The organism is Bradyrhizobium ferriligni (assembly GCF_056837965.1).
The window spans coordinates 35,969-59,006 of record NZ_JBXEJO010000052.1; the positions used below are offsets into that span (position 1 = coordinate 35,969).

Here is a 23,038-nt window from a genome sequence, read left to right on the forward strand (position 1 = left end):
GCTTATTTCCAGCAATCCATCACGCCGCGGAGCGACCGCGGCGATCGGCGCGGCGCGCGAATCAGCCCGCTCGGTAGCGGCCGGCTGCCGCTAAAATGGGCATTATTGGAACCCAGCTCCGACCCAGGCATTGAAAAGTCTAGGTTTTTCGAGACAGCGCATAGGAACCCTGCACCCCCTATCGGGTTGGCTTTGGCTACAGCTTTGGTGTAATGCTTCCAGTTCTATGGGCATTTGAAGGTGGCGGGCGGCCCGAATTTTTCGGGCGGCAAGCATCTCAAATGGTTCGACAAAACTGAACCGGGACGGGTGAAGAGCGACCAAGGTGATGCATATCACGTGGTCCAATCCGGAGTGAATCTAGGCTTACAACCAGGCACCGGCCTGCCGGGGCGGCACCCAGTGTCTGGCATTCGCTGCGCGGTGTGCGCGCCATCCCATCTCGCGTCGGGCGGTTCGTTCCGACAGGCAAAAATTGGAAATTCGCTGTGACCACATTTAGTAAGACGCCGCTTCTTGACACTATTCACACGCCGGATGACCTGCGCAAGCTGAAGGTCGAGCAGGTGCGACAGGTTGCCGACGAGCTGCGCCAGGAAACCATCGACGCGGTGTCGGTGACCGGCGGCCATTTCGGCGCCGGCCTCGGCGTGGTCGAACTGACCACCGCCATCCACTACATCTTCGACACCCCGCGCGACCGCCTGATCTGGGACGTCGGCCACCAGGCCTATCCGCACAAGATCCTGACCGGACGCCGCGACCGCATCCGCACGCTGCGCACCGGCGGCGGCCTCTCCGGCTTCACCAAGCGCACCGAGAGCGACTACGATCCGTTCGGCGCCGCGCACTCCTCGACCTCGATTTCGGCCGGCCTCGGCATGGCCGTGGCGCGCGATCTCTCCGGCGGCAAGAACAACGTTATCGCCGTGATCGGTGACGGCGCGATGTCGGCGGGCATGGCCTATGAGGCGATGAACAACGCCGGCGCGATGAACTCGCGCCTGATCGTGATCCTCAACGACAACGACATGTCGATCGCCCCGCCGGTCGGCGCGATGAGCGCCTATCTGTCGCGCCTCTACTCCGGCAAGACCTACCGCTCGCTGCGCGAGGCCGCCAAGCAGATCAACAAGCGTCTGCCGAAGATCCTCGCCAATCGCGCCAACCGCGTCGAGGAATATTCCCGCGGCTTCATGATGGACGGCGGCACGCTGTTCGAAGAGCTCGGCTTCTACTATGTCGGCCCGATCGACGGTCACAATCTCGACCATCTGCTGCCGGTGCTGAAGAACGTCCGTGACATGGAGACCGGCCCGATCCTGGTTCACGTCGTGACCCAGAAGGGCAAGGGCTACGGCCCGGCCGAAGCCTCGGCCGACAAGTACCACGCCGTGGTCAAGTTCGACGTCGCGACCGGCACCCAGGCCAAGGCCAAACCGAATGCGCCGGCCTACCAGAACGTATTCGGGCAGAGCCTCGTCAAGGAAGCCGAGAAGGACGACAAGATCGTCGCCATCACCGCGGCGATGCCGTCAGGCACCGGCGTCGACATCTTCAACAAGGCGTTCCCGGACCGCACCTTCGACGTCGGCATTGCCGAACAGCACGCGGTGACCTTCGCCGCCGGCCTCGCCACCGAAGGCTACAAGCCGTTCTGCGCGATCTACTCGACCTTCCTGCAGCGCGGCTATGACCAGGTGGTCCATGACGTCGCGATCCAGAGCCTTCCGGTCCGCTTCGCGATCGACCGCGCTGGCCTCGTCGGCGCCGACGGCGCGACGCACGCGGGTTCGTTCGACAGTGCTTATCTCGGCTGTCTGCCGAACATGGTGATCATGGCCGCCGCCGACGAGGCGGAACTGGTCCACATGGTGGCGACGCAGGTTGCGATCAACGATCGTCCGAGCGCGCTGCGCTATCCGCGCGGCGAAGGCCGCGGCATCGAGATGCCGGAAGTCGGCGTTGCCCTGGAAGTCGGCAAAGGCCGCATCATCCGCGAGGGCAAGAAGGTGGCGCTGCTGTCGTTCGGCACCCGTCTCGCCGAGTGCGAGAAGGCGGCCGACGAGCTCGCCGCCCACGGCCTTTCCGCCACGATCGCCGACGCGCGCTTCATGAAGCCGCTCGACGAAGAGATGATCATGAAGCTCGCCCGCGACCATGAGATCCTGATCACGATCGAGGAAGGCTCGATCGGCGGCTTCGGCTCGCATGTCATGCAGTTCCTGTCGGACAACGCCATGCTCGACAGCGGCATGCTCAAGTTCCGCTCGATGATCCTGCCCGACGTGTTCCTCGACCACGACACGCCGGCGGCGATGTATGCCCGCGCCGGTCTCGACGCCAAGAGCATCGTTGCCAAGGTGTTCGAAACCCTCGGCAAGGACTACAAGGCCGAGACCGTCAAGCTCGCCTGATCGCGACGGGCGGCGCTCACTTGAGCATTTTCGGTTCTGATTGAATCAGAACCGAAGCTCCGGGTTCTCGCTCGAAAACGCACCAGCCCCGGCACGTCCATGAAGATCTATCTGGCAGGTCCTGACGTGTTCCTGCCGGATGCCGTGGAGATCGGCCGCCGCAAGGCGGAGGTTTGCGCCTATCACGGGCTGACCGGGCTGTATCCGCTCGACAACAGCATCGATCCCACCGCCGCCGGCGCCTCACTCGCCATCTTCAAGAGCAACGAGGCGATGATGGAGTCTGCCGACGCCATCATCGCCAATTTGACGCCGTTTCGCGGCCCCAGTGCCGACGCAGGCACGGTTTACGAACTCGGCTACATGGCGGGACGCGGCAAACTGTGCCTCGCCTATTCGAACGATCCCACGTCCTACGCCAATCGCGTGGCGCGGCTGAGCCAGGTCGTGCCGGCATCCGACGGACGCCTGATCGATGCGGAAGGGCTGACGGTGGAAGAGTTTGGATTACCGGACAATCTGATGATGATGCACGCGCTCGACCTGCACGGCAGCCCGCTGGTGACCCCGCGCGAGCCGTCGGCCGACCTCTGGCACGACCTCACCTCCTTCGAGGCCTGCGTGCGGCTCGCTGCCGCGCAGCGCCGGCAGGCGGCGAAGTGACCAGGGCGGGCGACAACGACAACAACGCATCCGCCGGCAAGCGCATCGACGTGCTGCTGGTGGAGCGCGGCCTGTTCGAAAGCCGGGCGCGGGCGCGCGCCGCCATCGATGCCGGCCTCGTCACCGCCGACGGCAAGCAGATCGCGAAGGCGTCAGAGATCGTCGCACCGGGCGCGGCCCTCTCGGCCGAGCCGGCGCATCCCTATGTCTCGCGCGGCGGCGTCAAGCTCGCCGGCGCGCTCGAGCACTATCCGATCGACGTCGAGGGCCATGTCTGCCTCGATGTCGGCGCCTCGACCGGCGGCTTCACCGAAGTGCTGCTCGCCAACGGCGCAAGCCTCGTGTTCGCCATCGATGTCGGCCACGGCCAGCTACATCCCTCGCTGCAGGGGCATCCGAGGATCGTCTCCATGGAGGCGACCGACATCAGGAGTTTCGAGGGCAAGCGCCTGCCGGCGCGGCCCGACATCGTGGTGATCGACGTCAGCTTCATCTCGCTGAAGCTGGTGCTGCCGGTGGCGCTGTCGCTGGCGGCAGCCCCGATGCATCTTTTGGCGCTGATCAAGCCGCAATTCGAGGCGGCGCGCAAACACTCCAAGCGCGGCGTGATCCGCAACGCGATGGTGCACCAGGAGATCTGCGACGATATCGCCGCCTTTGCCGCCTCGCAGGGCTGCACCGACATTCAGGTGTTCCCGTCCTCGATCCCGGGCGGCGACGGCAATATCGAATTCTTCCTCGGCGCGCGCCGTGGCTGAGCTTCTCACCATCGACCATGTCGGCCACCGCGGCGACGGCGTCGCGATCGAGGGATCGCAATCGATCTTCGTGCCTTATGCGCTGGCCGGCGAAACAGTCGAGGTCGACGACGTCCCGGGCAATCATCCCGACCGGCGGCGGCTGCTGCGGGTCGCGCGGGAAAGTCCCGAGCGCATCGCACCGTTCTGTCCGCATTTCGGCGTCTGCGGCGGCTGCGCGATCCAGCACTGGAACGACGAAGGCTACCATGCCTGGAAGCGCAACATCGTGGTCGAGACACTGGCGCAGGCGAAGATTGCGGCGGACGTCACAGCGCTGGTCGATGCCCATGGCGCAGGCCGTCGCCGCATCACGCTGCACGGGCGCATGGGCACCCATGACGTCCTCAAGGTCGGCTACGCCGCGGCAGGTTCACACGACATCATCCCGGTCGATCGCTGCCCGATCCTCGATCCTGCGCTCGACGGTGCGCTCGAGGCGGCCTGGGCCACAGCCGAGCCGCTGATTGCGATCGGCAAGCCGCTCGACATCCAGGTCACCGCAACCGTCAACGGCCTCGACATCGATGTGCGCGGCTCCGGCGCGCTGCCGACCAGCCTGATCACCACTTTGTCGCGCGTCGCGCAGAAGCACCGGCTGGCGCGGCTGACACGCCACGGCGAGTTGGTGCTGCAGCGCGGCTCCCCCGAGATTGCGATCGGAAAGTCGAAGATCGTGCTGCCGCCCGGCTCGTTCCTGCAGGCGACCGTCAAGGGCGAGGAGACGTTGGCCGCGCTGGTTCGCGAGCATTGCGGACGCGCCAAGCATATCGCCGACCTGTTTTGCGGCGTCGGTCCGTTCGCGCTGCGCCTCGCGGAGAAGGCGCGGATCGCGGCCTTCGACAGCGACGGCGGCGCCATCACGGCGCTACAGAAGGCCGCGCAATCGACCCCAGGGCTGAAGCCGCTCAAGGCCGACGCACGCGACCTGTTCCGCCGCCCCCTGATGCCGCAGGAATTGCGCGACTATGACGCCGTCGTGTTCGATCCGCCGCGGCAAGGCGCACAGGCGCAAGTCACCCAGCTGGCGGCGAGCAAGGTGCCGGTGATCGTCGCGGTGTCCTGCAACGCCGCAACGTTTGCGCGCGACGCGAAAATCCTGATCGACGGCGGCTACAAGATCGCAGCCGTCACGCCGGTCGACCAGTTCCGCCACACGGCGCATGTCGAGCTGGTGGCGCGGTTCGCGCGCTGACAGGACGCAGCGACTATCGCTGAGCGCGGGCGCTCCCGCTATAGTCTGCGCTCCATGTCCGACGATCCGCTGCTCGCACGCATCATTCCCGTTCTCGCCGCCGTACCGGGCGTCGCCGCCATCGTGCTCGGCGGATCGCGGGCGCGCGGCACGGCGCATGACACCTCCGACACCGATATCGGGCTCTACTATCGGGATGGCGCCGCGCCGGATATCGATCGGCTGCGCGAAGTCGTAACGGGTCTGGTCGACGACCCCGCTGCTGCGCATGTCACGCCGGTCGGCGAATGGGGACCGTGGATCGTCGGCGGTGCCTGGCTCACGATCGGCGGCCGCAAGGTCGACCTGCTCTACCGCAGCATCGATCAGGTCTCCGCTGTCATCGATGCTTGCCGGAACGGCGAGATCAGCATGCACTATCAGCCGGGCCATCCGCACGGCTTCTGCTCGGCGATCTGGATGGGCGAGGTCGCGCTGTGCCATCAGCTGCACGATCCCGACGGCCTCGTCGCGGCGCTGAAGGCGAGGACCGCGCCCTACCCGCCGGCCCTCCGCGATGCGTTGGTGCGGCGCTTTCAATGGGAAGTGCTGTTCAGCATCGAGAATGCCGAGCTCGCCGTGCCGCGCGGCGACAGCACGCATATCGCCGGCTGCGCCTATCGCGCGCTGGCCTGTATCGCGCAGGTGCTGTTTGCGCTGAACGGGGCGTATCTGATCAACGAAAAGGGCGCGCTGGCGCAGGCCGCGAATTTTCCGGTGACGGTTCGCGGCCTCGCTGGTTGCGCCGCGGAGGTCTGGCGGCAGATCGGCGCGGCCGAGCACGCCGCCGCGTTGCAGACGTTGCGCGCGCTGGAGAGTGAGCTCCAGAAGATTTGTAGGGCGAGTTAGAACCGTAGGATGGGTAGAGCGCAGCGAAACCCATCATTCGCACCGCTGATATGAATTGATGGGTTTCGCTTCGCTCTACCCATCCTACGAGATCCACATGATCGGCTACCGCCCCCAGCGGTCCTGCCAGATCTTCTCGCCGATCAGGCAATTGACCCGCGGCTCCTTCTCGGCGGTCCGCATGATCGGGCGCTCGGGGGTGCGGCCGGCGACTTCGAGCAGCAGCTTGGTGCGGATCGCCTCCTTGAACTTCTCACGATCCTTGATCGTCACCACGAAGGAGCCCGGTCCGCCGATCACGCAGTCCTCGTAGTAATAGTCGAGATTCTCGATATCCATCGTCGAGTAGGACGGTTCCTTCACCATGATCGGCAGGCCGTTGATGACGATGCCCTTGTCGAGCGCCGCATCGCGCGCGGGCGTGATCGGCGTGCCGTTGTTGTTGGGCCCGTCGCCGGAAATATCGATCACGCGGCGCAGGCCGCGATGCGGATTCTCGTCGAACATCGGGATCGCGAAATAGATCGCGCCGGAGATCGAGGTGCGCGAGGCGCGGCGCACCGGCGTCTTCATGATCTCGGCGGCGACCGCATCGGCGGATTCAGGGCCGTCGATCACCCGCCAGGGGATGATGATCTTCTGATCGTTGGAGGCGGCCCATTCGAAATAGGTGATCGAGATCTTGCCGTTCGGACCGGCCTTCAGCGCCTGCAGGAAATCCTTGGAAACGATGGCCTGCGCATAGCCCTCGCGCTGGATCGCGAGCTCGTCCATGTCCATCGAATAGGAAACGTCGACCGCGATGATCAACTCGATGTCGACGCTCGGCGTGGATTCCTTTTCAGCCAGGCGATGGCCGGGCTGGGTTCCCGGGCCGGGCGCGGCAACACCGGCCACATCGCCGCTGGCCAACATGCCCGCGACAAGCACCGCTCCGATCGAGACATACCAGCGCATTGCGGCCCTCCCGTCGTATGAGCGTCATCGTGACACGCAATTCAGGCGGCGAAAAGCGCAGATATCGGCTGTCCTTCACATTCAGGTTAGACGTCCACGCTCAAGTCAGACTTCGCTTGTCTCGAATGCGGCGACACGCGCCGTGCCGTTGCCGCAATGACGCCGTGCAAATCGAACGGTTCCAAGGCGCGCCGGAAGACGGTATTCCTACGGGGCAATCGCGAGGGAGTGCGATGCCAGATACCGTCGTCAAGCCGAAAACCAGGACGAAGACCAAGGTCGAGCGGCCGCGCCTGCACAAGGTGATCCTGGTCAACGACGACTACACGCCGCGCGAATTCGTCGTCACCGTGCTGAAGGGTGAATTCCGCATGACCGACGAGCAGGCCTACAAGGTGATGCTGACCGCGCACCAGCGCGGCGTCTGCGTCGTCGCCGTCTTCACCAGGGACATCGCCGAGACCAAGGCGACGCGCGCCACCGACGCTGGCCGCGCCAAGGGCTATCCGCTGCTGTTCACCACCGAGCCCGAGGAATAGCGCGCCGGCGCCAGATTGCCGCGGGCCTTGCCACGAATTTTAGCGATCGCGGCGACCGGTGCTTTAGGGATCGCATGGTACCGACGCGGCATGTCCGTCGCGCTGCGCCAACAACTGCCCCTGCGGAAGACTCGCCCGGAGACCTCGTTCGGGCCGTTTCGCCCGTTGCCCGCCCTGCCCTGGCTCATCATGGCGGCGGCGCTGCGGATCGTCGGCTACGGCAATCTCGGCCTGATTGTGCCCGCGCTGGCGCTGGCCAACGCTTGCGTGCTGCTCGCCTTCTTCGCGACGGCCCGGGACTCGATCCAGGCTTCCGGCGGCCGATCGTCGCTCGGCGAATTGACGCTGGCCGAGCAGATCAGACTGTCGCTGTCGATCCTGTGGCGGATCGTGCTCGTGATGGTCGTGGCGGCACTCGGCACCGCCGCGATCGGCCTCTCGTCGTTTGCACCGTATCTCTTGTCGGGCCTCGACGGCATGGCCTTCGATCAGGTCACCCATCTCGGCCGGTTCTGGAGTGCGGCGATCGCGGCGCTGGTGCTGCTGATCATCGTCAATGCGGAAGGCAATGGCGGTCGCGTCGCGCTGTTTGCCGCCGTCAAGGACCTTGGCCGGCACGCGCTCTGGCTGGGCGCGGCGGTGCTCGCGCTGGGCGCGATCAACGTTGCGCTGGGCTACGGGCAGGCGCTTGTGCGCACCGCGATCTGGCACTTCTGGCAAATCTCGATGGTGGGCCAGCCGCTCAAGAACCTGGTCTACGTCGTCTTCATCTTCGGCTTCGCGATGCTGCGGCTGTGGATCACATTGTCGATCCTGACCTTCGGCCTGAAGCAGTCTTACGCCCGCGGCGGCTAGCTCGCAGCAGCGACCGGCGCCTCATCGAACAGGCCATAGACCCGTTCGGCCTTGGCAAATCCCGCGATCGGAAACTCGCCGAGATCGCTCCAGCTGCCATCGCTGATGCCGGCGAAGCGCTCCGAGGCCACCACGGTGCGGCCGAGACGGCCGGCGATCTTCTCCAGCCGCGCGGCGAGATTGACCGCCGGACCGATGCAGGTGAAGTCGAGCCGGTTGCCGCCGCCGATATTGCCGTAGAGCACGCGCCCGAGATGCAGCGCGAGGCCGAAACGGAAGCGTTCGACGGCATCGCCGTTGGCGAATTGCAGCGCCTCGACGCCGGCGCGGGACGCGCGCGCAGCTTCCAGCACGCGTGAGCAGACCTGCACCTCGTCACCGAGATATTCGTCGACCGGGAACACCGCGAGCAGGCCGTCGCCCATGAATTTGAGCACTTCGCCGCCATGGTCGCGGATCGCGGTGACCTGGCAATCGAAATAGAGGTTGAGGATCTCCACCACCGTCTCGGCCGGCAAGCGGTCCGACAGCGCGGTGAAGCCGCGCAGGTCCGACAGCCAGATCGCGGCATCCATCGTATCGGCATGGCCGCGCCGGATCTGGCCGCCCATGATGCGCTCGCCGGCACGGTTGCCGACATAGGTGTCCAGCAAGAGCGAGGCGGTGCGGCGCAGGGTGATGATCTCGATATAGCGCGCCAATGGCACGGCGATCGACCGGATCGCATCGAGCTGCTCGTCGGTGAAGCCGCCCGGCTGCCTGGTGGTCCAGCTCGAGGCATTGACGAAGCCGTCAGTATAGACCAGCGGCACAGCGATGTAGTCGGTGACGCCTTCGGCCTGCAGGTCCACGACGATCGGAAACCGGGCGCTTGCGGGATCGTCGAGCCGCGCGCGGACTTCAACGCCCTGCCTGAAGACGGTCGACAGCGGGCTGACGGCAAATTCCGGAGAGTCCAGGATGTTGTGATCGACGGTGCCGGTTTCGACCTCCGCGCCCGGCTTCCAGAAGAAATGGCGGCCATAGATCTCCGGATGCAGCGTGCGCACGAAGACGCCGATGCGCCACAGCGGCAATCCGGCCCGCACCAGCCGTTCGCAGCATTCCGCCATCATCTGCGGCGGGGTCGGCGCCGACCGCGCGCCGCCGATCATCCACTCGATGATGTCCCGAAGCTCCGACGCGTTCATGGCATTCCCCCAGGGCGGTCTGGCGACCGCCACTATATAGGGGATCAGCGCCCGGTCTGCCCGCGGTCGCGCAGAAAATGATCGGCCAGCACGCAGGCCATCATGGCCTCGCCGACCGGCACCGCCCGGATGCCGACGCAGGGGTCGTGGCGACCCTTGGTCAGGATGTCGGTATCGGCACCCTTGCGGTCCACGGTCCGGCGCGTGGTCAGGATCGAGGAGGTCGGCTTGACTGCAAAGCGCACCACCACCGGCTGGCCGGTCGAGATGCCGCCGAGGACGCCGCCGGCATGGTTGGACAGGAAACGCGTTCCGTTGTTGCCGGTCCGCATCTCGTCGGCGTTCTCCTCGCCCGACAATTCGGCGGCGCCGAAGCCGGCGCCGATCTCGACGCCCTTGACCGCGTTGATGCTCATCATCGCCGCCGCCAGGTCGCTGTCGAGTTTGGCGTAGATCGGCGCGCCGAGCCCGGCCGGCACGCCTTCGGCGACGACCTCGATGACGGCGCCGATCGAGGAGCCGCTCTTCCTGATGCCGTCGAGATAACTTTCGAAGAACGCCGCCTTGTCCTTGTCGGGGCAGAAGAACGGGTTGTTGGCGATCTCGTCCCAGTCCCACTTCTCGCGGTCGATCTTGTGCGGCCCCATCTGCACCAGCGCGCCGCGCACCTTCACTTCGGGCAGGACCTTGCGCGCGATCGCACCGGCCGCGACGCGGGTCGCGGTCTCGCGCGCGGAGGAGCGTCCGCCGCCGCGATAGTCGCGCAGGCCGTATTTCGTTTCATAGGTGAAGTCGGCGTGGCCGGGGCGGAACTTGTCCTTGATCTCGGAATAATCCTTCGAACGCTGATCGGTGTTCTCGATCAGCAGCGCGATCGGCGTACCAGTCGTCACCTGCACCCCGCTCTCCGGATGCGCCATCACGCCGGACAGGATCTTCACCGCATCCGGCTCCTGGCGCTGGGTGGTGAAGCGCGACTGGCCGGGGCGGCGGCGGTCGAGGTCGTGCTGGATCTCCTCCACGGTCAGGGGGATGAGCGGCGGGCAGCCGTCGACGACGCAGCCGATCGCGACCCCATGGCTCTCGCCGAAGGTCGTGACGCGGAACATATGGCCGAAAGTATTGAAGGACATGGCGTGTCGTAACGCGCAGGGTCGGCAGCGTCAAACGAGTTTCATGGCCCAAAGACGCAGCTAGCCGGGTGCCTTAACTATACTTCTGCAACCCCGCGGCGCCGAACACATAGACCGCCCCCTGCTCGATAGTGAGCTCGGCGGCCGAGGCCGGCGTCTCGAAGCCGAGCGTCACCATCAGCGCCCGCGCCGTGCCGCCATGGGCAACCGCAACCGTGTCTGCCGTCACCGAGCGATACCAGTCGGTCATCCGCACCTGGACGTCGACATAGCTCTCGCCGCCGGCCGGCGACACCGTCCACTTCTCGGCCAGGCGGCGGGCATACAGCGCGGGATCCGCAGCCTGCGCCTGCGCCAGGGTCGAGCCCTCCCACGTCCCGTAGCCGATCTCGCGCAGCCGCGCGTCGAGGGCGTAATCGCCGGGCGGCAGGCCGAGCTCGGCACGCACCAGCTCCATGGTGGCGCGCGCCCGGATTAGCGGGCTCGCGACAAACGGCACCGTCGTCTTGTCACGGCCGTCGCGCGCCATGAGATCGGCGAGGATGCGCCCGGCATGCGCCGCCTGGGCGCGGCCGCGCTCATTGAGGGCGATGTCCTGCACCCCCTGGAGCCGCCCTTCGGCGTTCCACGAGGTCTCGCCGTGGCGGATATAATAGATCGTCGGTACCGGCATTCCCGTAACGGCTGGTCCCTGCTGAGCGAGATGTCGGCCGCCTCAAGGCTTCCACGCTTCGAATTTTTTCGGCCCGGAGGTACACCAGCACTTCGGTGGGCGACAAGTCCAAAATGGCCGCAGCTTGGGCGGTATGCGCGCAGATCGGCGCAGACGGAATAGCCACGCCGCCAGGGTGTTATGTTGGACAAGGCGGCTATCGCCGCGACCATCGAAGACTGGGATGCATGACCGCGTTTCGTCAAAGTGTCGAAGCCATGATACCGGCGCTGCGTCGCTATGCGCGCGCGCTGGCGCGTGACACGGATATCGCCGACGATCTGGTGCAGGACACGCTGGTGCGGGCGCTGCGCTCGGAGCGGCTGTTTCTCGGCGGCGACGTCAGGAGCTGGCTCTACACGATCCTGACCAATCTGAACAAGAATCGCCGGCGTTCGCTGGCGCGGCGGCCGGCGTTCGTGCCGCTGCTCGACAACAACGCCGACGCCAGCGGCACCGAGGCCGAAGGACGCGACATCGAGCGCGCGCTGTCGACGCTGGTCGAGGAACAACGCTCGGTGCTGCTGCTCGTCATGCTGGAGGGCATGAGCTACCGGGAGGTCGCCGACATCCAGGGCGTGCCGATCGGCACGGTGATGTCCCGGCTCGCCCGTGCCCGCGCCCATGTCCGGGCCTCGATCGAGGGCCAGCGCCCGGCGCTGCGGCGGGTGAAATGATAATGTGCGCGATGGCCGGCGTGATGCATGAACGATTTTCGAACAAGATTTGGCAGAGACGACTGATATGACCGACCCGAACATTCCCGTCACCGAAGACGAGCTGCACGCTTACGTCGACAACGAGCTGCCGGCCGAACGCCGCGGCGATGTCGAGGCGTGGCTTGCCACGCATCCTGACGACGCGGCGCGGGTGCAGTCATGGCGTGCGATGGCCGAGACATTGCATGCACGCTACGACACCGTGCTGGACGAGGCGGTGCCGAAACGGCTCGAGCTCGAGCGGCTGGTGCGCCAGCCGCGCCGCTGGATCTATGGCGCGGTGGCGGCGACGCTCATGGCCTTCGTCGCCGGCGGCGGCGCCGGTTGGATCGCGCGCGGCGCCTCGGCCACGCCGTCGGCCTTCCAGAGCTTCACGGTCGATGCACTCGATGCGCATCGGCTCTACGTGGTCGAGGTCCGCCATCCCGTCGAGGTGCCCGGCAGCGAGCGCGACCACCTGCAGCAATGGCTGACCAAGCGCTGCGGCTGGGACGTCCGCGCACCTGAGCTCACCGGGCTGAAGCTGGTCGGCGGCCGCCTGCTGCCCGGACCGAGCGGCCCGGCGTCGTTCCTGATGTATGAAAGTACGTCAGGTGAGCGCTTCACGGTCTACACCGCCAAGGCGAAGACCGAGGCGACCCAGATGCGCTACGCCGCGCAGGGCAGCGACGGCGCGCTGTTCTGGGCCGATCGGGGCGTTGCCTATGTCGTCAGCGGCGGCACCGATCGCACGCGCCTGACCCAGGTCGCGCAGGCCGTCTACGATCAAATGGAGAAGAGCGGCGGGTGATCTTCCGTAATTTTACGGAAGATCGGATCGTCGAAATTGCTTCATTTCGAGTAAGTGAATCCAGCCTCACTCAGCGTCCCAATTCCGACATCGAAAACTTCGATTCGCGTCATCGACGCGTCTCATTATCGCACCGGATGCTCACGCGAAGATGATCCGCGCCCGATCCGCCGATCGGCGCACGCGGCCTCGATTGGGGTTTTGTGTACCGCGCTGGTCCCCCTCTCGAGGCCGCACTCCTTTCCACCGTCCAATCTGCACGCCGCAGATGGGATTTCCGGCGGCCGGTCATCTTTTGACGCGCTCACGACGCCCGCGTCTACCCCGATAGACTCCGGGGTAGTTGCAGTTTCGCGTCTTCGCGTCTTTGGGGCGCGCTCTCGGCGGTCAGCCGAGATCGCTGCGCGGATTATAGGGGTTACGATCCCGCCACGTCTGCATCAATGCCTCAAGCTCGGCATCGTTCCCGTCTGGAAGGATGATGCGGGTCGTGACGTAGAGATCGCCGACAGCGCCTGCCTTCGATAGCCCCTTGCCCTTGAGGCGGAAAGTACGGCCGCTCGAGGTGTTTTTGGGGATCGACAGTTCGACCGCGCTGCCGAGCGTCGGCACGCGGACCTTGCCGCCCAGCACCGCCTCGTAGAGGGTGATGGGCAGGTCGATCCGGAGATCGTTGCCGTCGACCTTGAAGAACGGGTGCGGGGCGATCGAGATCGTGATCAGGAGATCGCCGGGCGGATGGCCTTGCGCGGTCTCGCCCTGCCCCTTCAGCCGGATCTGTTGGCCCGCGGCGACCCCGGGCGGAATCTTGACATTGAGCTCGCGGCCGGTCGGCAGGCGGACGCGCTTGTCGCCGCCCCTGACCGATTCCTCCAGCGACACCGTCATGGCGACCGAAAGATCGAGGTCGACGCCGACCCCGCCGCCGTCAAACTCGAACGGACTGGCCCGGCCCGCGCGGCCGCCGCCGCGAGCGGCATTGCCGAACATGCTGTTGAGGATGTCCTCGAAGCTGCCGCCGCCCGTGCCGCCGCCGGGCCCGGAGCGGAAACTGTACTCGAAGCCGCCCGGACCGGCACGGCCGCCGGCGCCGCCGCCAGGGAAACCCTGGAAGCGCGGCTTGCCTTCGGCATCGATCTCGCCGCGGTCGAACTGCTTGCGCTTGTCCTCGTCGCCGACGATCTCGTTGGCCGTGTTGATCTCCGCAAAGCGGGCCGCCGCCTTCGGGTCGTTCTTGTTGTTGTCAGGGTGATGCTTCTTGGCGAGCTTGCGATAGGCGCTCTTGATCGTCGCAGCGCTGGCGCTCCGCTGCACCCCCAAGACCTCATAGGGGTCGCGCATCCGTCACGTCTCCTTCACGGGAAAAATCAGTCCTGGCCGGGAACCCGTCCGGGCCCACTTTGCCTTCATGTGGGGGCTCAGTGGCATTTTTGCAACTAGTCCGGCTTCGCCGGAATTCTCAGGATTTTCTCCAAGGCTTCAGGCTATGGATTTCCCACCGCCCTTGTCCAGCCTTGCACGCGGCGCCCTGCAGCCAGCTCTCGGTGGCTCCATTGACGTAGCTGGCAAGGAAATCCCGGCACGTCTTGCCATCCTCGCCCGAATAGGCCTGAGCCAGCGGCGTCACCGAGCCGCGCGCGCCGGTTTCAGGATTTTCCCAGGGCTGGCTGGAATCTTTGTCGCCCTTGGTCAGCACGTCGGAGGCGGCATTGCGAGCGAAGGCGAGATCGCTGTCGGTCGGCATCACCGCATTGACCTGGGTCGGGCTGATCGAGCCCGTCACATCCTTGTCGTCGATCTTGGCGAAGGCGTCGCTGCGCGACAGGCTGCAGCCGCTTGCGCCGACGCCGATCAGGATCAATGTCACCACCGCACCTGCGGGGTGGATCGCCGATAGGCCAACGCGCCCCCATGCCCTATATAGGGCTAGTAACGCGCTTTCAGACGCGGGCGGATGCAAATCGGGACTCCTGACATGACCGACACGACCTCCATCAAACACCCGACACCGTTAACATCGGGTGATTTCACCGCGGCGGAGGAGCCGTTCGCCCTGTTCGCCGAATGGTTTGCGGAGGCGGTCAAGTCTGAGCCGAACGATCCGAACGCGATGGCGCTTGCGACCGTCGATCCCGACGGCCTGCCCGACGTGCGGATGGTGCTGATGAAGGGCTTCGATGCCGACGGCTTCGTGTTCTACAGCCACATTGCGAGCGCCAAGGGTCGCGAATTGGCCGCAAATCCTAAGGCCGCTTTACTCTTCCACTGGAAATCGCTGCGCCGCCAGGTGCGCATCCGCGGACCGGTCACACCGGTGACCGATGCCGAGGCCGACGCCTATTTCGCCACGAGGCCGAAGCAGGCGCAGATCGGCGCGTGGGCCAGCAAGCAGTCGCAGCCGCTGGAGAGCCGCTTCGCCTTCGAGCAGGCGATCGCCAAGACCGGTGCGAAATACGTCATCGGCGAGGTGCCGCGGCCGCCGGGCTGGAGCGGCTGGCGGATCACGCCGCAGCGCTTCGAGTTCTGGCACGACCGCCCCTACCGCCTGCACGACCGCATCGAATTCCGCCGCGACGGCGCCGGCAGCGCCTGGTCGAAGGTGCGGCTCTATCCCTGAAAGCTGCGACCGTCGTGGCCGGGCGAAAGCGCGAAGCGTGTCTTCGTGTAAGATGACCCCGGCCATCGACGTCTTGATCCCAAATCGTCCCAAGTCGTTCGAAGGCGTGGATGCCCGGCACGCCGCCGCGCATGACGAAAACGAAAGAAACCGTCGATGCCCCACCCATCCAATGCACCGCGGCGCACGCTGCTCCTGACCGGCGCAAGCCGCGGCATCGGCCATGCCACCGCGATCCGGTTCTCGTCCGCCGGCTGGCGCGTCATCACGCTGTCGCGGCATGCGTTTCCCGAGGTCTGCCCGTGGGGCGCCGGGCCGGAAGACCACATCGAGGTCGATCTCGGCAGCCACGACGACACCGTGCGCGCGATCTCCGAGATCCGCAGGCGGCTCGAGAACGATGAACTGCACGCGCTGGTCAACAACGCCGCGATCTCGCCGAAGGCTGCGGGCGGCGGCCGCCTCGGCACCATGGACACCGACATCGAGACCTGGACCCACGTTTTCCACGTCAACTTCTTCGCACCGATCATGATCGCGCGCGGGCTGCTCGAGGAGTTGAAACACGCCAAGGGCGCGGTAGTGAACGTCACCTCGATCGCCGGCTCGCGCGTGCATCCGTTTGCCGGCGCGGCCTATGCGACGTCGAAGGCGGCGCTCGCGGCGCTGACGCGCGAGATGGCATCGGACTTCGGCCGCGTCGGCGTCCGCGTCAACGCGATTGCTCCGGGCGAGATCGATACCTCGATCCTGTCGCCGGGCACCGAGAAGATCGTCGACCAGCAGATCCCGATGCACCGCCTCGGCACGCCGGACGAGGTCGCCAAGATCATCTACGTTCTCTGCACGGAGACCAGCTCTTACGTGAACGGTGCGGAGATCCACATCAACGGTGGTCAGCACGTCTGAAGCTGAGAAGAGCCGTATTTCGGGGAAGGAAGTTTTGAGGCGATCCCGGCCGCCGCCGCGGCCGTCATTGGGATTGCTTCACTTGCAGGCGTAACAAACGCAAACGAGGCTTCTGCCTCCGAGGCTTCGGCCTCTAGTCTGCGTAGAACCGACGCGACTTCTTCTCGGGCTGCCGCAGCGCGACGTCATTCAGCGCGCTGGAGCATTCGTCTTCGTCCTCGCCATCCAGCAACGCAGCGCCACAGTAACGGCAAAGTGTCGGCGAGATCGCCTGCACCTTGCCTGCTGCGCGGTCCTGTTGATAGCGCGCAAAGTCGATGACGTTACGCCGTGGCGTTATGATCTTCTCAACCATTGCTGTCCTCCGGCTTCGAGGCGGGCGTTATCGCAGACAAGTTTCGCCCAAACGTTCAGCGCAACGCTCAAATTTTAGCAGAGGAAATAAGGCAGAAAGCGCGTCCCAAAACGCGACGCGTGGAACCGGTTTACAGCCACTTCTTCCACTTGAAGATCCAGTACGGCACAATGGCCGCAATCAGCATCAGCACAAGTGCATACGGATAGCCGTGCGCCCACTCGAGTTCCGGCATGATCTTGAAATTCATGCCGTAGATCGAGGCAATCAGCGTCGGCGGCATCAGCACCACCGCCATCACCGAGAACAGTTTGATGATGTTGTTCTGTTCCAGATTGACCACGCCGAGCATGGCGTCGAGCACGAAGGTGATCTTGTTGGAGAGATAGGAGGCGTGGTCGGTCAGTGAGGCGACGTCACGCTGCATGGTCTTGAGCTGCTCGCGCATGTCCTTGGACCATTTCACGCCCTCGACCACCGCGGAGAGGAAGGTGACGAGGCGGCCGATCGAGACCAGGCTTTCGCGAACCTTCGAGGTCAGGTCGCCCTTGCGGCCGATCGCGATCAGGATCTGCGAATATTGCTTGGCGTGGCCGTGGCGCTCGCTCTCCGGCTCGAAGATGTCGTGGGACACCTGGTCGATATCGGCTCCGCAGCGCTCCAGGAGATCGGCGCAACGGTCGATCACAGCGTCCAGCAGTTCCATCAGCACCTGCTCGCCGGTGATGCCGGGGGAACAGGCGCGCGCCAGCTTGTTCTCGACCAGCGCGAAAGGTTTCGGCAAGTCGTAGCGTACCGTGACCAGGCGATGGCTGGTCAGGATGAAGGTAACCGCCGTGGTGCGCGGCATGTCGGTGTCGGACTGGCACATCAGCGTCGCGGTCATGTAGCGGGCGCTGTTCTCGATATAGAGACGGCTGGAGATCTCGATCTCCTGCATGTCTTCCCGGGTCGGCACCGCGATCCCCGCGAGCTTCTCGACCGCCCGGTCCTCCTCCACCGTCGGATTCACCAGATCGACCCAGACCGCTCCCTCGGGCAGCGCGCCGAGATCGGTCGCGGTGGCCTTCTTGAGCGAAAACTCGGACGGAACGAACACCGACAGCATCACGAACTCCACGAAACAGGGCTGGCAGGACCCGCCGACTTAGCGCGATTCTGGGGGGCGCTTCATGACCGGGGCATTAACCGGGCATCCATACTTGTGGCGGCCAAGCGGCAGTGACGTGGCGCCGACTCGTCGACCGTTGCCTGTTTGCACAAAAACCAACCCGGCGCCAGAACAGTTGCGGCAAAAAAGCCACAGACGACGTCCCGCGATGCGGGAAAGGCATCTAAAGTCTGGGAATAATGGCGGGTTTCAGCAATACTGCCCTCATGGAATCGTGGCGTTTGGGGCGTAATAGTGGCGCTTTCGAGCGCGGATTTTCGATTGGAATGTAATCATGTCGTCGCTCAAAGTTACCTTCGGGATTCTGGCCGCGGGCCTGATGTTGTCAGGCTGCATGCAGGCCACAACCTATGAGGCAACCAATACCTCGAACTTCAAGCCGCGTGACAAGGAACTCCTGGCCAAGACCACCTACGTCAAGACGCCGGTGGCTGAACCGTTCCGCCGCGCCATCGTCGAGTATCACCGCAAGGAAGCCCCCGGCTCGATCGTGGTCGATTCCGACAACCATTACCTCTATTACGTGCTGAACGACGGCAAGGCGATCCGCTACGGCATCACCGTCGGCGAGGAAGCCATGGCCTGGTCCGGCATCGCCAAGGTCGGCAGCATGACCGAATGGCCGGCCTGGCACCCGACCCCCGGCGAAATCTCGCGCCTCGGCGTCCCGACCTTCGTGGCTCCGGGCCCGGACAATCCGATGGGCTCGCGCGCGATGTATCTCTATTCGGGCGGCAAGGACACGCTGTTCCGCATCCACGGCACCAACCAGCCGGAATATATCGGCGCGTCGATCTCCTCGGGCTGCATCCGCATGACCAACGAGGACGTCATCGACCTCTACAACCGCGTCAAGCTCGGCACCATCGTCGTGGTGCTGGAGCCGAAGCACGGCGACTCGCCCTACAAGCCGCAGATGGCCCTGCAGGGCGGCGGCGGCACGACCTACTGATCCAATCGCAATCGCGATCAAAAGCGCCGGCTTTGCCGGCGCTTTTTTGTTGGCTGCGTCTTGGTCTCGGCGCTGCGGTCAGGCGCAGCCGCATCATCTGATTTTGTGCCGTTCGGCTTCTTGCCGGCGTCAGACTTGCCGTAGTTAGCCTTGCCTTGGTCAATTCTGGGTGCGTCCGTCTTCGACGCGTCGGATTTGGCGGCGACCTCGCGCGGCGGCGCCTCTTCGGGGCGCTCGGCCGGCAACAGCGGCGCGACTTGCGGCAGCGGGTCGTCCACGTTCCACTGGCAGATCCGGTAATTGTTGCGACGCTCGATCAGGTCGAGATGGATGTGGTCCTCGTGGTACCAGTCCGAGCCCGGCCCGAGCACCGTGGAGAAGCGGGCGCAAACCGAATGCAACACGGTCTCGCGCAAGGCCCGCGGCACACTGCGGTCAGTCAGCGAGATCGACTTGCCGTTGGCGAGGCCGAGGGCGCGCACGTCAAGCGCATTGGCGCGGCCGTGCTCGGAGAGCTGCGCTCCGGCGACCCGATTGCGGCCGCGGCATTCGAACGAGTCGAAATTGTCGAGATTGCTGATCCCGCCCCCGAGGCTCTGCGCGAGCGGCGCGATATCGGTGCGGACCCAGTCGACGACCGCAGCGGCCATCTTGCAGCGGAGGATCGCCGCGGGCTTGACCGCGACCTTGCGCTTGTCCGCCAGCACGATCGCCTCGAGCCGCACCAGATCCTCGCCGCCGCAGCCCCCGGCGCCGTGAATATCCGGAATGCTCGGGGCGATCGCGATCTCCTCGGTCAACGCCTGCCGGCAGGCCGACAGCTGCGGCGCGGCGGGCTCGGCCGGCTTGGCCGTCTCGGCGGGCCTCGCAGCCTCAGTAGGCGCGGCCGGAGGCTGTCTCTCGGCTGCGGGAGGTTCGGGCTCGGTTGCCGCCGGCGCGTGGGTTGCCGCCGGCACGTGAGCTGCCGCAGGCGCCTCGGCCGGGCGCGGCTTCGGCAGCGGCACCGCAGAGCGGCGGACCGCCTTGTGCGGCCTTTGCGGCCGGGTGCCGAACAGATCGTCCCACGGAAAGCTGGGCGCGCGGCGGGCGGCCTCGGCGGGGCCTGCTTGCATGCCAAGGCAAAGCAGCACGGCGGCGGTAACCATTGCCGCGCCCCCGCGACGAAACGCGCCAACAGGCCATTTTCGGCTTGCTTTCTCCGCGCTAAAGTTCATGTCAGTTCCATGATTTTACTGCCGGCCGTCCAAGATGCCGGCGGATCATGTGTGAGGATCGAGGAGGGATTTGCGTATGCTTGGTTTGATGCAAGATTGGCCCTTGCTGTGTCACAAGATTATTGAACACGCCGCCAAATATCACGGCACGCAGGAAGTCGTGACGCGGTCGGTCGAAGGCCCCATTCATCGCACCACCTACGCCCAAATCCACGCCCGCGCACTGAAGGTCTCGCAGAGCCTGGAACGCGACGGCATCCAGCTCGGCGACCGCGTCGCCACCATCGCGTGGAACACCTGGCGCCACCTCGAGGTCTGGTACGGCATCATGGGGATCGGCGCGATCTGCCATACGGTCAATCCGCGCCTGTTTCCGGAACAGATCGCCTGGATCGTCAACCACGCCCAGGACCGCATCGTCATCACCGACCTCACCTTCGTTCCGGTGCTGGAGAAGATCGCAGGCCAGCTGCCGAGCGTCGAGCGCTACGTAGTGCTGACCGACAAGGCGCACATGCCGCAGACCACGCTGAAGAACGCGGTCGCCTATGAGGACTGGATCGCGGCATCCGACGGCAAGTTCGAGTGGAAGACCTTCGACGAGAACACCGCGGCGGCGATGTGCTACACCTCCGGCACGACGGGCGATCCCAAGGGTGTACTTTATTCGCACCGCTCCAACGTGTTGCACGCGCTGATGGCCAACTCGAAGGACGCGCTCGGCACCTCCGCGTCGGACACAATGCTTCCGGTGGTCCCCTTGTTCCATGCCAACAGCTGGGGCATCGCCTTCTCCGCGCCGTCGATGGGCACCAAGCTCGTGATGCCGGGCCCGAAGCTCGACGGCGCCTCGGTGTACGAGCTGCTGTCGACCGAGAAGGTCACGCACACCGCCGGCGTGCCGACGGTGTGGCTGATGCTGCTGCAGTACATGGCCGCCAACAACGTCAAGCTGCCGGATCTGCAGATGGTGATCTGCGGCGGGTCGGCGATGCCGCGCTCGATGATCAAGGCGTTCCTCGACATGGGCAGCCAGGTGCGCCACGCCTGGGGCATGACCGAGATGAGCCCGCTCGGCACGCTGGCGACGCTGAAGCCGCCGTTCACCGAGCGCACCGGCGAGGAACGGCTCGACGTCCTGCAGACCCAGGGCTATCCGCCGTTCGGCGTCGAGATGAAGATCACCGACGATGCCGGCAAGGAGCTGCCGTGGGACGGCAAGACCTTCGGCCGTCTCAAGGTCTCGGGCCCGGCGATCGCCAAGGCCTATTTCCGGGTCGACAGCAACATCCTCGACGATACCGGCTATTTCGACACCGGCGACGTCTCGACGATGGACGAGCACGGCTACATGCGGATCACCGACCGCTCCAAGGACGTGATCAAGTCCGGCGGCGAATGGATCTCCTCGATCGATCTCGAGAACCTCGCGGTCGGCCATCCGGCGGTCGCGGAAGCCGCCGTGATCGGCGTCCACCACCCCAAATGGGATGAGCGGCCGCTCCTGATCGTACAGCTCAAGCAGGGCCAGAGCGCCACGCGCGAGGACATCCTGAAGTTCATGGACGGCAAGATCGCCAAATGGTGGATGCCCGACGACGTCGCCTTCGTCGACGGCATCCCCCACACCGCGACCGGCAAGATCCTGAAGACGGCGCTGCGCGACCAGTTCAAGGACTACACGTTCCCGACTGCCGCGGCGTGACGCAACACGAGAAACCGTAGCCCGGATGGAGCGAAGCGCAATCCGGGGTTCGGCGTTCGACGGAAAGACCTGTCCCCGGATTTCGCTTCGCTCCATCCGCGCTACACAACCTACCCTCTCCCCTTGTTGGGAGAGGGTGCCGACCAAAGCGAGGCGGGTGAGGGGCTCTCTCCGCGGAGACAAACCCCTCATCCGCCGCCACAGCCGATGCAGCGCATCGGCGTCTCGACTGAAGAACGGCGGCTGGAGGCCACCTATGCCACCTTCTCCCACAAGAGGAGAAGGGAAGCGTCGACCCGCCCAAATCCCTTGAATTCGCCGCAGGTCCGTGGTCTCACACCACTGATCGCGGCGGCCGAGGTCGCCTGAGGACATCTCAACCGGCAGATTTTTGGACGATGGCGCGCAGGTTTTCCGCTCCCTACCAGCAGGAGCCCGTGTCCGGTCTCGCCACCTGGTCGCGCAACCTCGCCATCTTCTCCGTCGTCGCGGTGGTGGTCTCGATCCTGATCGTCCGCTTCGGGTTCCTGGAGGTCAAACCGGCGCTGGCGACCTTCTTCGGCGCGCTGGGCCTGGCCGGCCTGTCGATCCTGCTTGGGCTGGCCGCCTTTGCCGCGATCTGGCAGAACGGCACCCGCGGCATGGGCCGGATATTGCTCGCGCTGCTGATCGACGCGGCGATCCTCGCCTACCCGGCCTACCTCATCTATCAGTACCGCAAGCTGCCGCGGATCTACGACGTCACCACCGACGCGATCGACCCGCCGAGGTTCGAGGCGCTGGCGCGGCTGCGCACCGGGGAAGGCACCAATCCTGCCGCCTATGCCGGCCTCTATTCGGCCGAGAAGCAGCGCGCGGCCTATCCCGATATCGAAACCGTCGAGCTCGAAACCCCGGTCGACCGCGCCTATGAGCTGACGCTGCGGCTGGTGAACCGCCGCAAATGGCTCGTCATCGACGCGCGCGCGCCGCAGCCGCCGCGCCGCATCGGCCGCATCGAGGCGGTGGCGCGGACGCCGATCATGGGTTTCCGCGAGGACGTCTCGATCCGGGTCACGCCTGACGACGAGGACTCCCGCGTCGATATCCGCTCGGCATCGCGCTATTTCGACACCGATCTCGGCAGCAACGCCGCCCGCGTCAAGAAGCTGATCGAGGACCTCAACACCGCCGCCGAGAGCGACAATTCCAAGCCGGCGAAGAAGGCCGCTCCTGTCGCGCCAAAGGCACCGCCGGCGAAGACGGTGAAGAAATAGCGCC

General features: G+C 65.4%; 23 protein-coding genes. 14 read left to right on the plus strand and 9 right to left on the minus strand.

Annotated elements, in window-relative coordinates:
- The first annotated feature begins 488 nt into the window (after nucleotides 1–488).
- The 5 genes from dxs to AC1VNY_RS27985 all read left to right on the plus strand — a co-directional run bounded on the left by dxs (nucleotide 489) and on the right by AC1VNY_RS27985 (nucleotide 5,960).
- Nucleotides 489–2,417 (plus strand): 1-deoxy-D-xylulose-5-phosphate synthase, encoded by a 1,929-nt coding sequence (dxs, locus tag AC1VNY_RS27965; RefSeq protein WP_482407608.1) that lies wholly within the window; start codon nucleotides 489–491, stop codon nucleotides 2,415–2,417.
- Between the two features lie 99 nt (nucleotides 2,418–2,516).
- Nucleotides 2,517–3,080 (plus strand): nucleoside 2-deoxyribosyltransferase, encoded by a 564-nt coding sequence (locus AC1VNY_RS27970; protein ID WP_482407609.1) that lies wholly within the window; start codon nucleotides 2,517–2,519, stop codon nucleotides 3,078–3,080.
- On the plus strand, nucleotides 3,077–3,838 hold the full coding sequence (locus tag AC1VNY_RS27975; protein ID WP_482407610.1) for a TlyA family RNA methyltransferase: 762 nt from the start codon (nucleotides 3,077–3,079) through the stop codon (nucleotides 3,836–3,838). Before AC1VNY_RS27970 ends, AC1VNY_RS27975 begins: the two co-directional genes overlap by 4 nt.
- Nucleotides 3,831–5,072, plus strand: a complete 1,242-nt coding sequence (locus tag AC1VNY_RS27980; RefSeq protein WP_482407611.1) for a class I SAM-dependent RNA methyltransferase — start codon at nucleotides 3,831–3,833, stop codon at nucleotides 5,070–5,072. The genes AC1VNY_RS27975 and AC1VNY_RS27980 overlap by 8 nt, the downstream gene beginning before the upstream one ends.
- A 54-nt stretch (nucleotides 5,073–5,126) precedes the next feature.
- On the plus strand, nucleotides 5,127–5,960 hold the full coding sequence (locus tag AC1VNY_RS27985; protein WP_482407612.1) for a nucleotidyltransferase domain-containing protein: 834 nt from the start codon (nucleotides 5,127–5,129) through the stop codon (nucleotides 5,958–5,960).
- Between the two features lie 105 nt (nucleotides 5,961–6,065).
- On the opposite strand, the gene AC1VNY_RS27990 is transcribed toward AC1VNY_RS27985, so the two are convergent.
- Complete coding sequence (locus tag AC1VNY_RS27990) at nucleotides 6,066–6,917, minus strand: DUF1194 domain-containing protein (protein WP_028339506.1); 852 nt, start codon at nucleotides 6,915–6,917, stop codon at nucleotides 6,066–6,068.
- A gap of 233 nt (nucleotides 6,918–7,150) precedes the next feature.
- Here AC1VNY_RS27990 and clpS point away from each other — a divergent pair, with 233 nt between their 5' ends.
- Both clpS and AC1VNY_RS28000 read left to right on the plus strand, forming a co-directional pair.
- A complete protein-coding gene (gene clpS, locus AC1VNY_RS27995; protein ID WP_482407613.1) occupies nucleotides 7,151–7,456 on the plus strand; it encodes an ATP-dependent Clp protease adapter ClpS in 306 nt (101 codons plus the stop codon).
- 90 nt (nucleotides 7,457–7,546) lie between these two features.
- Nucleotides 7,547–8,311 carry a hypothetical protein gene (locus tag AC1VNY_RS28000; protein ID WP_482407614.1) on the plus strand — a complete coding sequence of 255 codons (765 nt, stop codon included), beginning with the start codon at nucleotides 7,547–7,549 and terminating at the stop codon, nucleotides 8,309–8,311.
- On the opposite strand, the gene AC1VNY_RS28005 is transcribed toward AC1VNY_RS28000, so the two are convergent.
- From AC1VNY_RS28005 to AC1VNY_RS28015, 3 genes are all read right to left on the minus strand, one after another.
- Nucleotides 8,308–9,501 carry an adenylate/guanylate cyclase domain-containing protein gene (locus AC1VNY_RS28005; protein ID WP_482407615.1) on the minus strand — a complete coding sequence of 398 codons (1,194 nt, stop codon included), beginning with the start codon at nucleotides 9,499–9,501 and terminating at the stop codon, nucleotides 8,308–8,310. The genes AC1VNY_RS28000 and AC1VNY_RS28005 overlap by 4 nt on opposite strands.
- A 44-nt stretch (nucleotides 9,502–9,545) precedes the next feature.
- Entirely contained in the window at nucleotides 9,546–10,634 is a 1,089-nt protein-coding gene (gene aroC, locus AC1VNY_RS28010) for a chorismate synthase (protein WP_482407616.1), read from the minus strand.
- A gap of 73 nt (nucleotides 10,635–10,707) precedes the next feature.
- On the minus strand, nucleotides 10,708–11,307 hold the full coding sequence (locus AC1VNY_RS28015; protein WP_482407617.1) for a histidine phosphatase family protein: 600 nt from the start codon (nucleotides 11,305–11,307) through the stop codon (nucleotides 10,708–10,710).
- A 227-nt stretch (nucleotides 11,308–11,534) separates the two neighbouring features.
- Between AC1VNY_RS28015 and AC1VNY_RS28020 the strand changes: the two genes are divergently transcribed.
- Nucleotides 11,535–12,023, plus strand: a complete 489-nt coding sequence (locus tag AC1VNY_RS28020; protein ID WP_016844579.1) for a sigma-70 family RNA polymerase sigma factor — start codon at nucleotides 11,535–11,537, stop codon at nucleotides 12,021–12,023.
- A gap of 67 nt (nucleotides 12,024–12,090) precedes the next feature.
- Nucleotides 12,091–12,855, plus strand: a complete 765-nt coding sequence (locus tag AC1VNY_RS28025) for an anti-sigma factor family protein (RefSeq protein ID WP_482407618.1) — start codon at nucleotides 12,091–12,093, stop codon at nucleotides 12,853–12,855.
- A 387-nt stretch (nucleotides 12,856–13,242) separates the two neighbouring features.
- On the opposite strand, the gene AC1VNY_RS28030 is transcribed toward AC1VNY_RS28025, so the two are convergent.
- Together AC1VNY_RS28030 and AC1VNY_RS28035 are read right to left on the minus strand one after the other, a co-directional pair.
- Nucleotides 13,243–14,196: a DnaJ C-terminal domain-containing protein gene (locus tag AC1VNY_RS28030; protein WP_482407619.1), complete on the minus strand. Its 954-nt coding sequence runs from the start codon at nucleotides 14,194–14,196 to the stop codon at nucleotides 13,243–13,245.
- A 118-nt stretch (nucleotides 14,197–14,314) separates the two neighbouring features.
- On the minus strand, nucleotides 14,315–14,722 hold the full coding sequence (locus AC1VNY_RS28035) for an RT0821/Lpp0805 family surface protein (protein WP_028339514.1): 408 nt from the start codon (nucleotides 14,720–14,722) through the stop codon (nucleotides 14,315–14,317).
- Nucleotides 14,723–14,830: 108 nt separating this feature from the next.
- Between AC1VNY_RS28035 and pdxH the strand changes: the two genes are divergently transcribed.
- Nucleotides 14,831–15,472: a pyridoxamine 5'-phosphate oxidase gene (gene pdxH, locus AC1VNY_RS28040; RefSeq protein WP_018270355.1), complete on the plus strand. Its 642-nt coding sequence runs from the start codon at nucleotides 14,831–14,833 to the stop codon at nucleotides 15,470–15,472.
- A gap of 156 nt (nucleotides 15,473–15,628) precedes the next feature.
- Nucleotides 15,629–16,381, plus strand: a complete 753-nt coding sequence (locus AC1VNY_RS28045; protein WP_028339516.1) for an SDR family NAD(P)-dependent oxidoreductase — start codon at nucleotides 15,629–15,631, stop codon at nucleotides 16,379–16,381.
- A 133-nt stretch (nucleotides 16,382–16,514) separates the two neighbouring features.
- Here AC1VNY_RS28045 and AC1VNY_RS28050 read toward each other — a convergent pair whose 3' ends face one another.
- Nucleotides 16,515–16,736, minus strand: a complete 222-nt coding sequence (locus AC1VNY_RS28050) for a hypothetical protein (RefSeq protein WP_063607063.1) — start codon at nucleotides 16,734–16,736, stop codon at nucleotides 16,515–16,517.
- A 130-nt stretch (nucleotides 16,737–16,866) separates the two neighbouring features.
- Nucleotides 16,867–17,844 (minus strand): magnesium transporter CorA family protein, encoded by a 978-nt coding sequence (locus AC1VNY_RS28055; RefSeq protein WP_482407620.1) that lies wholly within the window; start codon nucleotides 17,842–17,844, stop codon nucleotides 16,867–16,869.
- A 337-nt stretch (nucleotides 17,845–18,181) separates the two neighbouring features.
- Between AC1VNY_RS28055 and AC1VNY_RS28060 the strand changes: the two genes are divergently transcribed.
- Nucleotides 18,182–18,859 (plus strand): L,D-transpeptidase, encoded by a 678-nt coding sequence (locus AC1VNY_RS28060; protein WP_028339518.1) that lies wholly within the window; start codon nucleotides 18,182–18,184, stop codon nucleotides 18,857–18,859.
- Nucleotides 18,860–18,876: 17 nt separating this feature from the next.
- On the opposite strand, the gene AC1VNY_RS28065 is transcribed toward AC1VNY_RS28060, so the two are convergent.
- Nucleotides 18,877–20,073: an extensin family protein gene (locus AC1VNY_RS28065; RefSeq protein WP_482407621.1), complete on the minus strand. Its 1,197-nt coding sequence runs from the start codon at nucleotides 20,071–20,073 to the stop codon at nucleotides 18,877–18,879.
- A gap of 76 nt (nucleotides 20,074–20,149) precedes the next feature.
- On the opposite strand from AC1VNY_RS28065, the gene AC1VNY_RS28070 reads away from it, so the two are divergent.
- Together AC1VNY_RS28070 and AC1VNY_RS28075 are read left to right on the plus strand one after the other, a co-directional pair.
- Nucleotides 20,150–21,778: a fatty-acid--CoA ligase gene (locus AC1VNY_RS28070; RefSeq protein WP_482407622.1), complete on the plus strand. Its 1,629-nt coding sequence runs from the start codon at nucleotides 20,150–20,152 to the stop codon at nucleotides 21,776–21,778.
- Between the two features lie 398 nt (nucleotides 21,779–22,176).
- Nucleotides 22,177–23,034, plus strand: a complete 858-nt coding sequence (locus AC1VNY_RS28075) for a DUF1499 domain-containing protein (protein WP_411780959.1) — start codon at nucleotides 22,177–22,179, stop codon at nucleotides 23,032–23,034.
- Nucleotides 23,035–23,038: the final 4 nt, after the last annotated feature.

What these genes read in the sequence shown, in the direction of transcription:
- AC1VNY_RS27970 (WP_482407609.1), top strand. Translation starts at nt 2,517, where the DNA reads ATGAAGATCTATCTGGCAGGTCCTGACGTGTTCCTGCCGGATGCCGTG.
- AC1VNY_RS27985 (WP_482407612.1), top strand. Translation starts at nt 5,127, where the DNA reads ATGTCCGACGATCCGCTGCTCGCACGCATCATTCCCGTTCTCGCCGCC.
- AC1VNY_RS27990 (WP_028339506.1), bottom strand. Translation starts at nt 6,917, where the DNA reads ATGCGCTGGTATGTCTCGATCGGAGCGGTGCTTGTCGCGGGCATGTTG.
- clpS (WP_482407613.1), top strand. Translation starts at nt 7,151, where the DNA reads ATGCCAGATACCGTCGTCAAGCCGAAAACCAGGACGAAGACCAAGGTC.
- AC1VNY_RS28000 (WP_482407614.1), top strand. Translation starts at nt 7,547, where the DNA reads ATGTCCGTCGCGCTGCGCCAACAACTGCCCCTGCGGAAGACTCGCCCG.
- AC1VNY_RS28005 (WP_482407615.1), bottom strand. Translation starts at nt 9,501, where the DNA reads ATGAACGCGTCGGAGCTTCGGGACATCATCGAGTGGATGATCGGCGGC.
- aroC (WP_482407616.1), bottom strand. Translation starts at nt 10,634, where the DNA reads ATGTCCTTCAATACTTTCGGCCATATGTTCCGCGTCACGACCTTCGGC.
- AC1VNY_RS28015 (WP_482407617.1), bottom strand. Translation starts at nt 11,307, where the DNA reads ATGCCGGTACCGACGATCTATTATATCCGCCACGGCGAGACCTCGTGG.
- AC1VNY_RS28020 (WP_016844579.1), top strand. Translation starts at nt 11,535, where the DNA reads ATGACCGCGTTTCGTCAAAGTGTCGAAGCCATGATACCGGCGCTGCGT.
- AC1VNY_RS28025 (WP_482407618.1), top strand. Translation starts at nt 12,091, where the DNA reads ATGACCGACCCGAACATTCCCGTCACCGAAGACGAGCTGCACGCTTAC.
- AC1VNY_RS28030 (WP_482407619.1), bottom strand. Translation starts at nt 14,196, where the DNA reads ATGCGCGACCCCTATGAGGTCTTGGGGGTGCAGCGGAGCGCCAGCGCT.
- pdxH (WP_018270355.1), top strand. Translation starts at nt 14,831, where the DNA reads ATGACCGACACGACCTCCATCAAACACCCGACACCGTTAACATCGGGT.
- AC1VNY_RS28045 (WP_028339516.1), top strand. Translation starts at nt 15,629, where the DNA reads ATGCCCCACCCATCCAATGCACCGCGGCGCACGCTGCTCCTGACCGGC.
- AC1VNY_RS28050 (WP_063607063.1), bottom strand. Translation starts at nt 16,736, where the DNA reads ATGGTTGAGAAGATCATAACGCCACGGCGTAACGTCATCGACTTTGCG.
- AC1VNY_RS28055 (WP_482407620.1), bottom strand. Translation starts at nt 17,844, where the DNA reads ATGCTGTCGGTGTTCGTTCCGTCCGAGTTTTCGCTCAAGAAGGCCACC.
- AC1VNY_RS28060 (WP_028339518.1), top strand. Translation starts at nt 18,182, where the DNA reads ATGTCGTCGCTCAAAGTTACCTTCGGGATTCTGGCCGCGGGCCTGATG.
- AC1VNY_RS28065 (WP_482407621.1), bottom strand. Translation starts at nt 20,073, where the DNA reads ATGAACTTTAGCGCGGAGAAAGCAAGCCGAAAATGGCCTGTTGGCGCG.
- AC1VNY_RS28070 (WP_482407622.1), top strand. Translation starts at nt 20,150, where the DNA reads ATGCTTGGTTTGATGCAAGATTGGCCCTTGCTGTGTCACAAGATTATT.
- AC1VNY_RS28075 (WP_411780959.1), top strand. Translation starts at nt 22,177, where the DNA reads ATGGCGCGCAGGTTTTCCGCTCCCTACCAGCAGGAGCCCGTGTCCGGT.